Raw genomic sequence first — 12,893 nt, 5'->3', positions numbered from 1 at the left:
CGCAGCGCAAGGCTGCTCCTACCTACCGGGACGTGCCCAGCCTTTGCCTGCCTGGTCAGGCGCCTGGCAGGGGCGCGCGGCGGGCCTGGGGCGCGGCCCATAGCAGCTGTGCCACGCCAATGGCGCGCTCTTCGAAACCGCCCTGGCAATAACACAGGTAGAACTCCCACAGGCGCTGGAAGGTTTCGTCGTAGCCCAACTCCATCAACGCGTTGCGCGCATGGCGCAGGTTGTCGCGCCAATGGCGCAGGGTGCGCGCATAGTCGGTGCCGAAGTCCTCCAGGTGTACCAGGTTCAGCGCCGTTTGGCGGCTGGCGACGTCGAGCAACACGCTAAGCGAGGGCAGGGCGCCGCCGGGGAAGATGTAGCGCTGGATGAAGTCCACCGAACGCCGGGCCTTTTCGTAGCGCTGGTCACGAATGGTGATGGCCTGCAACAGCATCAGGCCGTCGTCCTTGAGCAGCGTGGCGCATTGGCGAAAGTACAGGGGCAGGTAACGATGGCCGACGGCTTCGATCATTTCGATCGACACCAGTTTGTCGAAGCGCCCTTGCAAGTCGCGGTAGTCTTCACGCAGCACCGTGATGCGTTGCTCCAGGCCTGCCGCCTGCACACGTTGCAGCGTGTGCGCGTACTGCGCCTCGGAAAGCGTCGTGGTGGTCACCCGGCAGCCGAAGCGGGTAGCGGCATGGATGGCCAGGCTGCCCCAGCCGCTGCCAATTTCCAGCAGGTGCTCGTGGGGCTTGAGCTCAAGCTTCTGGCAGATGCGCTCCAGCTTGTTCAATTGGGCCTGCTCCAAGGTCTGCTCGGGGCTGTCGAACTGTGCCGCAGAATACATCAGGGTAGGGTCGAGCAGCCGCTCGAACAGCGCATTGCCCAGGTCGTAGTGGGCCAGGATGTTGCGCCGCGCACCGCGCCGGCTGTTGCGGTTAAGGCGATGCAGCAGGCGCAGGGCCGGGCGGCCGAAGCGCGCCAAGCCGCCTTCGAGGGCGTCCAGCACGTCCAGGTTGGCCACGAACAGGCGGGTTACCGCCGCCAGGTCGGGGGTGCGCCAGTAGCCATGGATATAAGCCTCCCCAGCACCGATCGAACCGTTGCCGGCGATCAGGCTCCAGGCGGCGTCATCGACGATCTCGACTTCGGCATACAGCGCACTGCCGGCGTCACCGAAGTTCCAGTGCTGGTCATTGCAGATCAGACGCAGGCAGCCTTGGCTCAAGCGCCGCAATTGCGCCAGCACGGCCATCCGGGCCAGGCTGCCAAGCACCGGCGTCAGGCCGGCCGACTTGCTAACGCTCAGTGTGGGGTCGGACATGATCAGGTTCCTTAGAGGCGTGGCCAAGGCTCAGGTCGCCCTGGCTGGCGGTGTGGTTATAGACGGGGGTGCGCTTGAGCAGTAGGCGCAGGGCCTGCCAGTAGATGGCAGACACTGTGCGCAGGCTCATCCACGGGAAGCTCAGGATGTAGCGGTGCAATGCGGGCCGGTCCAGCGGTTCGCGGCGCAGGGCCAGGTGGGCCTCGAATACCTTGTGCCCCTCGCGCCAGTTCGCCATGTGCACGTGCACGCGCTGGCCGTCGAGCACGAAGCGCAGGCGGTAGTCCATGTCCAGCGGCATGAACGGCGATACATGAAACGCCTTGGCCAGGCTAAATGCGTCGGGTTGGCCGTCTTGCACCGGCAGCACGTAGTGGTGGCGTTGCCGCCAGGGGGTATTGCGGACCTCCAGCAGTATCGCCACCAGGTGGCCGTCGCGGTCATGGCAGAAGTAGACGCTCACCGGGTTGAACGACAGCCCCCAGCAGCGCAGTTGCGTGAGCAGGTGCACCGCGCCTTGGGGTGCGTGCCCGGTTGCTTGGCCGACCAGCTGGCGGGCGGCTTGGGCCAACGGTATGCCGCGCGCGGTCAGTGCGGGCAGGTAGTCGGTTTCCCGCCAGCACAAGGGCGCCAGCCGCGAGCGCGCGAGCCAGCGCGACAGGCCGCGCCAGTGTGTTTGCTCGTCCAGGTCCAGGTAGAACATGCCGACCCGGTAGCGGAATGCATGGTGCCGCGGGGTCAGCCGCCGATGGCTGACCCAGCCATGACACAGGCTGCTGTTCACAAGCGCTCTCCGAAGTATTCTGCCACTTTCAACGCGCTGAGCACGCCGTCTTCATGGAAGCCGTTGCCCCAGTAGGCACCGCAGTAGTAGCTGTGCTGGCGGCCCTGCAATTCGCCTTGGCGGGCCTGCGCAGCCAAGGCCGCAAGGCTGTACTGCGGGTGGCTGTAGCTGAAGCGGGCGAGCACCTGGGCCGGGTCGATTTGCGCCGTCTGGTTGAGGCTCACGCAGAAGGTGACCGGGGCGTCGATGCCCTGCAGGATGTTCATGTTGTAGGTGAGTGCCGCAGGTGCCTGCTCGGCGCCGCCCAGCCGATAGTTCCAGCTGGCCCAGGCTTTGCGCCGACGCGGTAGCAGGCGAGTGTCGGTGTGCAACACCACATCGTTGCTGGCGTAGGTGAGGGTACCCAGCACCGCGCGCTCGTCTGCACTGGGCGTTGCCAGCAGGGCCAGGGCCTGGTCGCTGTGGCAGGCGAACACCACCTTGTCGAAGCGCTCGGTACCGGCAGCGCTGATCACAGTCACGCCGTCGGGGTCACGGGTCACCCGGGCCACGGGGCAGTTGCGCCGGATACGCTCGGCAAAGGGCTGGCACAACGGTGCCACGTAGCTGCGCGAGCCACCTTCGATCACCCGCCATTGCGGGCGCTGGTTGACCGACAGCAAACCGTGGTTGCGGCAAAATCGCACGAAAAACTGCAACGGAAAGCCCAGCATGTCGGCGCGTGACATCGACCAGATCGCCGAGCCCATGGGCACGATGTAGTGGTTGATGAAGCGCCGCCCATAGCCGTGTGTGCGCAGGTAGCTGCCCAGCGTGGTGTCCTCTTCGATGCGCCGGTTGTCCAGGTCGGCCAGGGCTTGGCGATTGAAGCGCAGGATGTCGCGCAGCATGCCCCAGAACCCAGGTGACAACAGGTTGCGCCGTTGGGCGAACAAGGTGTCGAGGTCATGGCCGTTGTACTCCAGGCCACTGGCGGGGTCATGTACCGCAAAGCTCATCTGGGTCGGCCGCGATGCCACCCCCAGGTGTTCGAGCAGGCGAATGAAATGCGGGTAAGTCCAGTCGTTGAAGACGATGAACCCGGTGTCCAGCGCATACTGCTGGCCGCCCCAGTTCACGTCGACGGTGTGGGTGTGGCCACCCACCCAGTCAGCCGCCTCGAACACCGTCAGCGCATGCTGGCGTGAGAGCAAGTGGGCACAGGTGAGGCCAGCGATACCGCTGCCGATGATTGCGATGCGCATGGCGTGCTATTCCCGTGGGTTTCGTGCCAGGCGTTGGCCTAGCTGCAGACGCCAGCGCACCGGCAATGCGCCGAGCAGGCGCAACACCCAGGTGAAAGCGCCGGGGAAGTTGATTTCCAGCGGGCGTTTGGCCAAGCGCGCGACGATGTGCCCGGCGGCGCGCTCGGCGCTCCAGCGCTGTGGCATGGGGAAGTCGTTGCGCTGGGTCAAGGGCGTGTCGACGAAGCCAGGGCTGACGAGGGTGACATCAATGCCCTCGCGGACCAGGTCGATGCGCAGCGACTCCACCAGGTAACGCAGGGCCGCCTTGGACGCGCCATAGGCGCCGGCACGGGGTAGGACCAGCCAGCTCACCGAGCTGCCCACCACCACCAGGTGCGGGCGCTGGCCACGGCGCAGCAAGGGCAGGGCAGCGGCAAGGCAGTGGCTGGTGCCGATCAGGTTGGTGCGCATCACCCGTTCGACCAGCGCCGGGTCGAAGTGCCCCGGCTCCAGGTATTCGCAGGTGCCCGCGTTGAGGATCACCAGGTCGAGTGCACCCCAGGCGTGCTCGATCTGCTCGGCGACCTTGGCGACCTGGCCCGGTTCGTCGTTATCGCCGATGGCCAGCATGGCCTGCTGCGCAAACCGCGCCGCTAAGGGTGCCAAGCGGTCGGCCTGGCGGCCACCCAAGGCCACCTGGTGCCCCTGCTCCAGCAAGCGCAGGGCCAGCGCCGCGCCGATGCCACTGCTGGCACCGGTCACCCAGCAGCGGCTCATGCCAGCCTCCCTTTGAGCCAGCGGACCGCGCTGCCCATGATCGGGACGTGCTCGTAAAGCAGCGCACCGGCGTCAAAGTAATCCTGATGAAAGTGAACCCGCTCGTGCCAACGCAGATGGCTGCAGCCTTGCAGGCTGATCAGCGCGCCATTGCCCAAGCGAGGGTGGCGAAAATGCAAGGTCCAGCGCAGGTACCCGTGGCCCGGCTGCACTTCGTCGTAACCCTCGAAGGTGTAGCGAACCTCCTGCACGTTCGCGTACAGCTGCGCGAAGTACCCCCTCAGCGCAGGCAAGCCGTTGAGCTGGTGCAGGGGGTCGCGGAAGGTCACGTCCTCGCTGTACAGGTCACCGAGCATGTCGAGGGTGTGCGCATCGAGGCTGGCAAAGCGTTCGGCGAAGGTTTGCAGGTAGCTGTGCATGCACTTTCCTGTACAAAAAAGTTTTCTTGTACAGGTATAGTTTAGCTTTCGCCGCAAAGCTATACAGGATGATTTTTTTGTACAGTTTTTACCCGATGACCGCCAAACGGTGGCCTTATTCCGGTGCCTGCGCCCCGGCAATATGCCGCCCGGCCACGTAACCGAACGTCAGCGCCGGGCCCAGGTTGATGCCGCCTGAGGGGTACCAGCCGCCAAACACACTGGCCATGTCGGTACCGGCGGCATAAAGCCCGCCAATCGGCTGGCCTTGCTCATCCAGTACCCGCGCATGGCCATCTGTGCGCAAGCCGGCGAAGGTGCCAAAGCAACCGGGTTGAACCTTCACAGCATAGAACGGCCCTGGTTCGATCGGCGCCACGCATGGGTTCGGCCCGCTGTACGCCGGGTCACCCTGCTTGCGGTTGAACGGCGTGGAGCCGCGGCCGAAAGCCGGGTCTTGGCCATGGCGCGCGTGGCTGTTGTACTCCGCGACGGTGGCACTCAAGCCGACAGGGTCGATGCCGCAGGCGCGGGCCAATTGTTCGATGCTGGCACCGCGCTTGAGGTAGCCACTGCGCAGGTGCGGCCATACCGGCAACGGCGCAGGTCGGGCGTGACCGAGGCCGTAACGCCGCAGGAAGCGGTGGTCACAGATCAGCCACGAGCAGGCTTCCTCGCCCGGCGGCACCGCCTCGAGCATGGCTGACACATAGTCGTAGTAGCCGTGCGCTTCGTTGACGAAGCGCCTACCGCTGGCCAACACGCCAATAACGCCGGGCTTGCCGCGTTCGATGATGTGCGGGAAGTGGCCGACGCTGCCGTCGCGGTGCGGCACTTTGGAGACCGGTGCCCAGGCCACTGCAGATTTCAGGTCGGTAGCCACCACACCGCCTGCCGACTCGCCAAGGCGCAGGCCATCGCCCGAGCAGGACTGCGGGGGCAGGGCGAGGTTGTCATGGCCACTGGCATCACGCGCAAACAGCTGCCGGCGCCGCGCACTGTCGTTGGGGAAGCCCCCGGCGGCGAGCACCACGGCTTTCGCGCGGACGGTAAGGTCACCCTGCGGTGTGCCTATCACGGCGCCGCGCACTTGGCCGTGCTCAATCAGCAGGCGCTTGGCCGGGGCAGATTCCTGCAGCCGCACGCCCAGGTCTTCGGCCGATTTGGCCAGGCGCGCCACCAGAGCCACGCCGTTGACCAGGTGCATGGCCCGGCCATGGCGGGCGAGGTGGTACAGGTGGCGGCCAAAGCGCTTGCACACATGCAAGAAGGCCCGTGGCGAGCGGGTCATGTTGAGGAAAGCGGCCAGGTCAGTGCCGGCCATGATCGGCATGCCCATGAACGAGGTCTCGCGCAGGGTCTTGCGCAGGCGGGGCAACAGGGCGCCGACCTCGCGGGCATCATAGGGCGCGGCGATCACTTGGTGCCCACCGGTGGCGGCGCCGGGTGTGTCGCCATGCATGTCGGGGATGGCGTTGCCGTCGACAAACTGCAGCGCAGTGTGTTTCTCGAAAAAGGCGACCATGTGTGGGCAGGCCTCGAGGAAGGCATCAACCCGTTCAGCATCGTAATGCGTGCCCAATTCGTTACGCAGGTAGGTACGGGGCTGTTCGATGTCTTCAACGATGCCGGCGCGGCGGGCCAGCGGGTTGCGTGGAACCCAGGCCCAGCCGCCGGACCAGGCTGTGGCACCGCCGAACACCGGCGCCTTCTCTACCAGCATCACGCGCTGCCCATGCCAGGCTGCCGTTACCGCTGCGGCCAGGCCGGCTGCGCCTGAGCCAATGACCAGAACGTCGTATTCGGCTTGCAAGGTGTCGGTAGGCATCGCAGGGTCTCCAGTATTATTATTGGAACGTGATTCCATATTCTTCATGTGAGACGGTGCCAGATGCAAGTGAGGACGTGCATAACTGGTCGATAACCGGACACTTCAACGCCTGGCTGCTGCGCCGATGGCCGTGGCTGTGGAATCATCTTCCACAATTCATCCATTTTTCAGGGACCTAAGCCATGGCTGGTAGTCAGATCGAACGCGCCTTCAGTCTTGTAGAAAGCCTGACCGGCGAGCCTGAGGGCCTTGCCCTGCAGACGTTGGCGGAGCGCCTGGAGATCCCCAAGAGCGCCACTCACCGCATGCTGGCCGAGCTGATCCGCCTGGGCTACGTGCGGCAGAACCGCGACAACAGCCGCTATCAGCTGTCTGCCAAGCTGGTGGCGATGGGCTTTCGCTACCTGTCCAGCAGTGGCGCCGACATCATTCAGCCGATTCTCGATCGCCTAGCCCAGGACAGCGGCGAGCTGGTGCGCCTGGGCGTGATCGAAGGCAGCCGCCAGACCTGGATCGCCAAGTCCCAGGGCGCGCGCTCCGGCTTGCGCTACGACCCCGACATGGGCCGCGATGCCCCGCTGTTCTACACCGCCTCCGGTCATGCCTGGCTGGCCAGCCTGAGCGACGACGAGGCGCTGCAGATGGTCTTGCGCCAAGGCATCGCCGACCCGGCACAGTTTGGCCCGAATGCGCCGCGTTCCACGGATGAACTGCTGGGCTACCTACAGCGTGCACGTGAGCGTGGCTATGCCTGGGTCGAGCAGACCTCAGCGGTGGGCACGTCAGCGTTGGCCGCCGTGGTGCGGCGCCCACGCACTGACGAGGTGATCGGGGTGCTGAGCATCGCCGGCCCCAGCGCCCGGCTGGCGCAAGCGCGCCTGCCTGAACTGGCTAGCCTTTTATTGGCGGCAGTGGGCGAACTGTCGGCGGCCAGCCAGGCTAGCGAACTGTTTGCCTGAAGCGCCGCCTGTTCATTAGTGGTCGATAACCGCACAGTCTGTGCAGGCGGCGCTTCTGTAAAGCGGACCCGAGTTCTAAATTGTCGAGTATGAATTCTGGAACACTGTTCCGTAATTTATGCCCGACAACAATGACAAGAGGACAGTCCGTTGAATGCACCGCTTCGTATCGCCCTGATTGGCGCCGGTATCATGGGCCGCCAGCACTACCAGCACCTGCGCCAGTTGCCGCAAGCGCAATTGTGCGCGGTGGCAGACCCCGGCCCCCAGGCTGAGGCTTTCGCCGCCGAATGCGGGGTGGCCTATTACGCCGATCACCGGCAGATGCTGGCCAGCGTCAAACCTCAGGCCGTGATCGTCGCCAACCCCAACAACCTGCACGTGGCCACCGCGCTCGATTGCATCGAAGCCGGCGTGCCAGTGTTAGTGGAAAAGCCTGTGGGCGTGCACCTGGACGAAGTCCGTGCGTTGGTCGAAGCGTCCAAGCGCTGTGGTGTGCCAGTGCTGGTCGGCCACCATCGTCGGCACAACCCGCTGATCGCCAGCGCGCGCGGCCTGATCGCCGAGGGTGCGCTGGGCAGGCTGATCAATGTCACTGCGCTGTGGCAGTTGCAGAAGCCCGACAGCTACTTCGACACCCCCTGGCGCCGCGAGCCGGGCGCCGGTTTTTTGCTGACCAACCTGATCCACGACCTCGACCTGCTGCGCTACCTGTGCGGCGAGGTCGTGCAGGTGCAGGCGTTCACCCGTAACGATGTGCGTGGGTATGCCAACGAAGACAGCGCCGCCGTGCTGCTGCAGTTCGCCAACGGGGCGCTGGGCAGCCTGACAGGTTCGGACGCGGTAGCTGCCCCTTGGAGCTGGGAGCTGACGTCCGGCGAGAGCCCGATCTACCCGCGTCAGGATGGCCAGCCCTGCTACCTGCTGGCCGGCAGCCACGGCGCACTGAGCATTCCGCAGCTCAAGCACTGGCATTACGGCGAAGCAGGCTCCGGCTGGCACACACCCTTGCTGCAAAGTGGCGCCGAAAAGCCAGCAGGTGAAGCGTTGACCTTGCAATTGCAGCACTTCATTCGCGTCGCCCGCGGTGAAGAGGCCCCTTTGACCGATGCTGCAGATGGTGGCCGCACGCTGGCCCTGGTCGAGGCGATCCGCCAGGCAGCCGAAAGCGGCCGGGCCTGCGCCCCCGAGACGATCGCCTGACGCGAGCCCCCTTCACATCTTTAATTGCCTTCAGGTAACGAACATGACTGACCGTATCTTTTCCCTTGCCGCGCTGACGGTGCTCGAGCTTTCGCCGCCAGCCATGGTGGAGGCCGCTGCCCGTGCCGGCTACAGCCACGTGGGCCTGCGTTTGGTGCCGGCTACCGCAGAGGAGCAGCACTTCCCGCTGGTGGCCGACGCTGACCTGCGCCGACAGACCCAAGCGCGCCTGCGCGATACCGGCATCAAGGTACTCGACCTGGAAATCCTCCGCCTCAAGCCTGAAACCTGTGTTGCCGATTTCGAAGCCATTCTGGCGGTGGGTGCCGAGCTGGGCGGGACCGAACTGCTGGTGGCCGGTAACGACCCGGACGAGGCACGCCTCACGGAGCGCTTTGCCGAACTGTGCGACCTGGCGGCGGGCTATGGTATCCATCCGCACCTGGAGTTCATGCCCTGGACTGACGTTCGCGACCTGCGCCAGGCCATGCGTGTGGTTGCCAACGCTGACCGGGCAAACGGCTGCGTTCTGGTGGACGCATTCCATTTCAACCGCTCCGCTTCCTCACTCGACGACCTGGCCCACCTGGCACCGCAGCGCATGCGCTATGCGCAGCTGTGCGACGTGGCCGGCCCGGTGCCGGACGACATGGACGAGATCCTGCGCCAGGCCCGCAACGAACGGCGCTTCCCAGGTGATGGCGATGCTGATTTGATCGGCCTGTTGCGTGGCTTGCCGGCCACCGTACCGTTGAGCCTGGAGATTCCGACCCGGCAGTTGCTGGAGCAGGGCGTGAGTGGCGAGCAGCGTGCGCGGATGGCGCTGGAGAAAGCCAAGGCGGTATTGGCGCGGGTTTGAGCTTCAAGGGCCGCTGTGCGGCGCAGAGAACAAAGATCGAAAGCGAGTCCCCACTCCTGTGGGAGCCGGCTTGCCGGCGATGCAGGCGCCGCGGTGTATGGCACCGGCTTCGCCGGTGTTCGCGGGTAAACCCGCTCCCACAGGTCCCTGCTAAATCTATTCGGTATGTGTTGTTCTGTGAAAGCTGGCTTGCCAGGCAAGGGCTGCAAAGCAGCGCATGACAGTAAACTTCAAGGCCGCTCCACGTTAGGCAGAGGTCCCATGGCCTGTCTGCAGGCAAAAAAAGAGGCTCCGAAGAGCCCCATAGAGGAAACCTGAAAGGACTTTACGCGGCCTCGATCCCACGCGGCGCCATGAAGTACATCCACACCAGGGCAATGAAGTACATCACCGGAATCATGGTGAACAGCACCGCATAATTGTTGTGGGTGACCGTCAGCACGCTGCCGACGATCTGTGTCATGAACATGCCGCCGATGGCCGCGCACATGCTGCCAAAGCCGAACACCGTGCTCACCAGATGCTTGGGCGTGTAGTCCATGACCAGGCTCCAGATGTTTGCGGTCCAGGCCTGGTGCGCGCCGACCGCCACGGCGATGGCAAGCACCGCGACCCATAGGCCACTGGCGTGGGCAGCGAAGACGACGCTGACGATGGTGCAGGCAAAGATCAGCATCGAGATCAACCGGGCACGGGTGGCGCGCATGCCGCGGCCGATCAGCCAGGACGACAGAATGCCGCCGCCGATGCTGCCGAAGTCTGCAGTGAGCCAGATCAGGATCAACGGGATCCCCATCTGGGTGACGCTGATTCCCAGGTCGTACTGCTGGTTGAGAAACGGCGGCAGCCAGTACAGGTAAAACCAGAACACCGGCGCCGTGATCGAGTAGGCCACGGCAAAGGCCCAGGTGCCGCGCTGGCGCAGGATGCGGCTGAACGGCACCGGTTTGGCTTCGGGCTCCACGTCTTGCTGGATATAGTCCAGCTCGCTCTGGCGAACGTGCGGGTGCGCCTCAGGGTTGAAATACTTCAAACCCCACAACACCACCCAAACCAGGCCAAGGCTACCCATGGCGATGAACGCGGCCTGCCAACCCCAGGCAGCGAGAATCAGTGGCAGCAGCGCCGGGGTGACCATGGCGCCGACGTTGGTGCCGGCGTTGAACAGGCCGGTGGCAATGGCGCGCTCGCCGGCGGGGAACCACAGGCGTGTGGTCTTTACACACGCCGGGTAGTTAGCCGCCTCGGTCAGGCCCAGAATGAAGCGGCAGACCATAAAGCCCGCTGCCGAGGTCGCCAGGCCATGGGCGCCGGTGGCCAGGCTCCACAGCAGGACGGCGCCGAAGAAGGCGTGTTTTACCCCGACTTTGTCGATCAGCCGGCCCTGCAGCACAAAGCCGATGGCATAGCCGACCTGGAACCAGAAGTTGATGTTGGCGTAGTCCATCGCCGTCCAGCCCATGTCCTTGGCGAGAACGGGCTGCATGATGCCGAGGGCGGCACGGTCGATGTAGTTCAGGGTGGTGGCGAAGAACACCAGGGCAAGCATGCCCCAGCGGGTCTTGCCGACGGCGAAGGCGCCGCGCACCTTGTCGCCGATGGATCCATGGGCGAGGCGGGGGCTGGCAGTGTCGAACTTGGAAGGGGTCATGTGAAGTCGTTTCTTGAAATTGTTTTGAACGGCAATGCGTCTGGAACGCGGTTTTGCCCAGGGCAAGGCTGGGCGCGCAAGGTCATTTATGGTGAGCAGTGAAGGGGGGAGCGTCAATTCAAAGATGGGGCTACTGTTCGATGATCGAACAAAAGTGACGCGGCGTCTTCTGGCTGATTGCACAGTGCCATGCCTGCCAGGTAACCGAAGGTCATCCCAGGGCCAAGGGTGATACCGCCGCTGGGGTAGTGCCCGCCCATGATGCTGTGCATGTCGTTGCCGACCGCGAACAGGCCAGGTATTGGGCACTGCAGGCTGTCCATTACCTGTGCCGAAGCATCCGTGTGCAGGCCGGCGAAGGTGCCGAGGCTGCCCGGCAGCAGTTTTACCGCATGAAAGGGGCCGTGCAGCAGCGGCCGCAACGACGGATTGGGCACGTGCAACGGGTCGCCCTGCGCGCGGTTGTAGAGTGAGGCGCCACGCTGGAAGTCCGGATCCGTGCCATGCGCCGCATGGTGGTTGAAACGCGCCACGGTGCGCTGCAGGTGCGTTGCGTCGATCCCGCAGCGTGCGGCCAGTTGCGCCAGGGTAGGGCCGCTGAACAGGTAGCCACGGCGCTCATAGAAGCCGGCAGGGAAGGGGAACGGCTTGGCCCAGCCGATGCCATAGCGACGTTGCGCGACGTGGTCGCAGATCAACCAGGCCTCGGGCTCCTCACCGGGTGGCGTGGAGCTGAACAGCGCATTCATGAAGGCGTGGTAGCTGTCGGCCTCGTTGACGAACCGTCGACCGTCTCGGCGCACGGCAATGAAACCCGGCTTGGCGCGGTCGATCAGGTGCGGGAAGTGGCCGAGGCTGCCGTCGCTTCGCGGCACCAGTGAGACCGGCGCCCAGGCCCCGGCGTGGGCCGCCGTGGTGGCGACCTGTGCGCCGACCTCTTCGCCTAACCGCAGGCCGTCGCCACTGTTCTGTGGCGGCGCTGCGGAGTAATGGCGATCGCCCTCAGGGGCATGGGGTATCAGCTGGGCGATGCGCTGGCGGTCATGGGGGAACCCCCCGCAGGCCAGCACGACACCGCGTCGCGTACGGATCACCTGGCCATCGCTGAACTGCACGCCTGTGATACGCCCATCCCTCAGCAAGCCTGTGGCCTGCCGGTCATGAAACAGCGTCACGCCCAGGTCGAGGGCACTGCGCAGCAGGCGCGCCACCAACGCGTTGCCGTTGACCAGTTGCAGGCCGCGACGGTGCAGCAGCAAGTCGCGCCCATGGCGCATCAGGCGTTTGCCCACGTGCCAGGCCGCCTTGGGTGAGCGGCTGGCGTTGAAGAAGGCGGCCATGTCTGCGCCACCGGCGATGCCCATGCCGGCCAGGCTGACGATATCCAGAGGTGGCCGTAGCCGGTGGATCCAGTGCCCGAGCAGGCGCCCGTCGAACGGCTGCGCACACAGGGATCGCCCGCCACGCGCACTGCCATCCCCCTCATGCATGTCGGGCATTTTCGTCCCGGACTGGAACTGCACGGCGGTATGTCGCTGGAAGAACGCCACCATCTCCGGTCCATGGCGCAAAAACGCCTGCTGGCGTGGGTCCAGTTCGGCGACGTGGGTCTGTGCGCGCAGGTAGCGTTCCGGCGCATCGTCGGCTTCGACGGTGCCTTCGGCGATCGCCAACGGGTTGCGGGGTATCCATAACCAGCCCCCCGACCAGGCGCTGGTACCGCCGAATTGGCTGGCCTTTTCCGCGACGATCACCTTAAGGCCGTGATGGGCGGCGGTTACTGCGGCAGCCAGGCCAGAGGCGCCGGAGCCGAGGACAAGTACGTCACATTCCAGGGGTTGCATGGAGGGGCTCCGGTCAGGTTGGAGG

At 65.1% G+C, this 12,893-nt stretch carries 11 protein-coding genes; 3 read left to right on the top strand and 8 right to left on the bottom strand.

Annotated elements, in window-relative coordinates; all coding sequences use genetic code 11:
- Positions 1 to 55 precede the first annotated feature (55 nt).
- From ACMCNM_RS20370 to ACMCNM_RS20345, 6 genes are all read right to left on the bottom strand, one after another.
- Positions 56 to 1,315 carry a class I SAM-dependent methyltransferase gene (locus ACMCNM_RS20370; RefSeq protein ID WP_412765288.1) on the bottom strand — a complete coding sequence of 420 codons (1,260 nt, stop codon included), beginning with the start codon at positions 1,313 to 1,315 and terminating at the stop codon, positions 56 to 58.
- Positions 1,290 to 2,099, bottom strand: a complete 810-nt coding sequence (locus ACMCNM_RS20365) for a DUF1365 family protein (RefSeq protein WP_186703449.1) — start codon at positions 2,097 to 2,099, stop codon at positions 1,290 to 1,292. The genes ACMCNM_RS20370 and ACMCNM_RS20365 overlap by 26 nt, the downstream gene beginning before the upstream one ends.
- On the bottom strand, positions 2,096 to 3,343 hold the full coding sequence (locus tag ACMCNM_RS20360; RefSeq protein WP_099454548.1) for an NAD(P)/FAD-dependent oxidoreductase: 1,248 nt from the start codon (positions 3,341 to 3,343) through the stop codon (positions 2,096 to 2,098). Before ACMCNM_RS20360 ends, ACMCNM_RS20365 begins: the two co-directional genes overlap by 4 nt.
- Before the next feature lie 6 nt (positions 3,344 to 3,349).
- Positions 3,350 to 4,102, bottom strand: coding sequence for an SDR family NAD(P)-dependent oxidoreductase (locus tag ACMCNM_RS20355; protein ID WP_412765287.1), 753 nt, complete (start codon positions 4,100 to 4,102; stop codon positions 3,350 to 3,352).
- A complete protein-coding gene (locus tag ACMCNM_RS20350) occupies positions 4,099 to 4,521 on the bottom strand; it encodes a nuclear transport factor 2 family protein (RefSeq protein ID WP_085273153.1) in 423 nt (140 codons plus the stop codon). Before ACMCNM_RS20350 ends, ACMCNM_RS20355 begins: the two co-directional genes overlap by 4 nt.
- Before the next feature lie 115 nt (positions 4,522 to 4,636).
- Entirely contained in the window at positions 4,637 to 6,349 is a 1,713-nt protein-coding gene (locus ACMCNM_RS20345; protein WP_412765286.1) for an FAD-dependent oxidoreductase, read from the bottom strand.
- A 185-nt stretch (positions 6,350 to 6,534) separates the two neighbouring features.
- On the opposite strand from ACMCNM_RS20345, the gene ACMCNM_RS20340 reads away from it, so the two are divergent.
- The 3 genes from ACMCNM_RS20340 to ACMCNM_RS20330 all read left to right on the top strand — a co-directional run bounded on the left by ACMCNM_RS20340 (position 6,535) and on the right by ACMCNM_RS20330 (position 9,373).
- The gene (locus ACMCNM_RS20340; protein WP_085273155.1) at positions 6,535 to 7,311 is read left to right on the top strand and encodes an IclR family transcriptional regulator; all 777 of its coding nucleotides are present in this window, start codon (positions 6,535 to 6,537) and stop codon (positions 7,309 to 7,311) included.
- A 150-nt stretch (positions 7,312 to 7,461) separates the two neighbouring features.
- On the top strand, positions 7,462 to 8,514 hold the full coding sequence (locus ACMCNM_RS20335; RefSeq protein ID WP_412765285.1) for a Gfo/Idh/MocA family protein: 1,053 nt from the start codon (positions 7,462 to 7,464) through the stop codon (positions 8,512 to 8,514).
- Between the two features lie 43 nt (positions 8,515 to 8,557).
- On the top strand, positions 8,558 to 9,373 hold the full coding sequence (locus ACMCNM_RS20330) for a sugar phosphate isomerase/epimerase family protein (protein WP_412765284.1): 816 nt from the start codon (positions 8,558 to 8,560) through the stop codon (positions 9,371 to 9,373).
- Between the two features lie 325 nt (positions 9,374 to 9,698).
- On the opposite strand, the gene ACMCNM_RS20325 is transcribed toward ACMCNM_RS20330, so the two are convergent.
- Together ACMCNM_RS20325 and ACMCNM_RS20320 are read right to left on the bottom strand one after the other, a co-directional pair.
- Positions 9,699 to 11,024 carry an MFS transporter gene (locus ACMCNM_RS20325; protein WP_186680567.1) on the bottom strand — a complete coding sequence of 442 codons (1,326 nt, stop codon included), beginning with the start codon at positions 11,022 to 11,024 and terminating at the stop codon, positions 9,699 to 9,701.
- Positions 11,025 to 11,137: 113 nt separating this feature from the next.
- A complete protein-coding gene (locus ACMCNM_RS20320) occupies positions 11,138 to 12,868 on the bottom strand; it encodes an FAD-dependent oxidoreductase (protein ID WP_412765283.1) in 1,731 nt (576 codons plus the stop codon).
- Between the last annotated feature and the right edge of the window lie 25 nt (positions 12,869 to 12,893).

Source organism: Pseudomonas sp. NGC7 (assembly GCF_047159675.1).
In the GTDB taxonomy this organism is placed as follows: Bacteria; Pseudomonadota; Gammaproteobacteria; order Pseudomonadales; family Pseudomonadaceae; genus Aquipseudomonas; species Aquipseudomonas kermanshahensis.
The sequence above is the reverse complement of the archived record's forward strand: the minus strand, read 5'-3'. Positions and strand labels throughout refer to the sequence as shown.

Excerpts from the sequence above, each read along its gene's own strand:
- ACMCNM_RS20355 (WP_412765287.1), bottom strand. The coding sequence starts at position 4,102 with ATGAGCCGCTGCTGGGTGACCGGTGCCAGCAGTGGCATCGGCGCGGCG.
- ACMCNM_RS20350 (WP_085273153.1), bottom strand. The coding sequence starts at position 4,521 with ATGCACAGCTACCTGCAAACCTTCGCCGAACGCTTTGCCAGCCTCGAT.
- ACMCNM_RS20340 (WP_085273155.1), top strand. The coding sequence starts at position 6,535 with ATGGCTGGTAGTCAGATCGAACGCGCCTTCAGTCTTGTAGAAAGCCTG.
- ACMCNM_RS20325 (WP_186680567.1), bottom strand. The coding sequence starts at position 11,024 with ATGACCCCTTCCAAGTTCGACACTGCCAGCCCCCGCCTCGCCCATGGA.
- ACMCNM_RS20330 (WP_412765284.1), top strand. The coding sequence starts at position 8,558 with ATGACTGACCGTATCTTTTCCCTTGCCGCGCTGACGGTGCTCGAGCTT.
- ACMCNM_RS20345 (WP_412765286.1), bottom strand. The coding sequence starts at position 6,349 with ATGCCTACCGACACCTTGCAAGCCGAATACGACGTTCTGGTCATTGGC.
- ACMCNM_RS20320 (WP_412765283.1), bottom strand. The coding sequence starts at position 12,868 with ATGCAACCCCTGGAATGTGACGTACTTGTCCTCGGCTCCGGCGCCTCT.
- ACMCNM_RS20360 (WP_099454548.1), bottom strand. The coding sequence starts at position 3,343 with ATGCGCATCGCAATCATCGGCAGCGGTATCGCTGGCCTCACCTGTGCC.
- ACMCNM_RS20370 (WP_412765288.1), bottom strand. The coding sequence starts at position 1,315 with ATGTCCGACCCCACACTGAGCGTTAGCAAGTCGGCCGGCCTGACGCCG.